Raw genomic sequence first — 294 nt, 5'->3', positions numbered from 1 at the left:
GATATATCCATGACCTTTGCAAAAGGCCTGGAAGTATTGGAGGCGTTTAGTGGCACGGATCGATCCATGACCATTCCCAATATAGCTGAGAAAACCGGCCTGAACCGAACGGTCGCTCGCAGACTGGTGCTGACATTGCAATATCTGGGTTATCTGGAATGCAGCAACCGGGTGTACAAACTGACGCCCAAAATACTGGGTCTGGCGGGGGAGTTCCTGCAGGGCAGGGACATTGGCAAGCATGTCACGCCGATTCTGCGGTCGTATTCACTCAAGCTGGGAGAAGGGATTTCC

The 294-nt window shown here is 52.7% G+C and carries 1 protein-coding gene; it reads left to right on the top strand.

Going from position 1 to position 294, the window contains the following annotated elements; all coding sequences use genetic code 11:
* Positions 1 to 9 precede the first annotated feature (9 nt).
* On the top strand, positions 10 to 294 hold a 285-nt coding region (locus Q4563_RS18935), incomplete at its 3' end, for a helix-turn-helix domain-containing protein (RefSeq protein ID WP_303605612.1).

This window comes from Gilvimarinus sp. 1_MG-2023, assembly GCF_030548285.1.
Note: the sequence above shows the minus strand (reverse complement) of the source record. Positions and strands in the feature narration are given on the sequence as shown.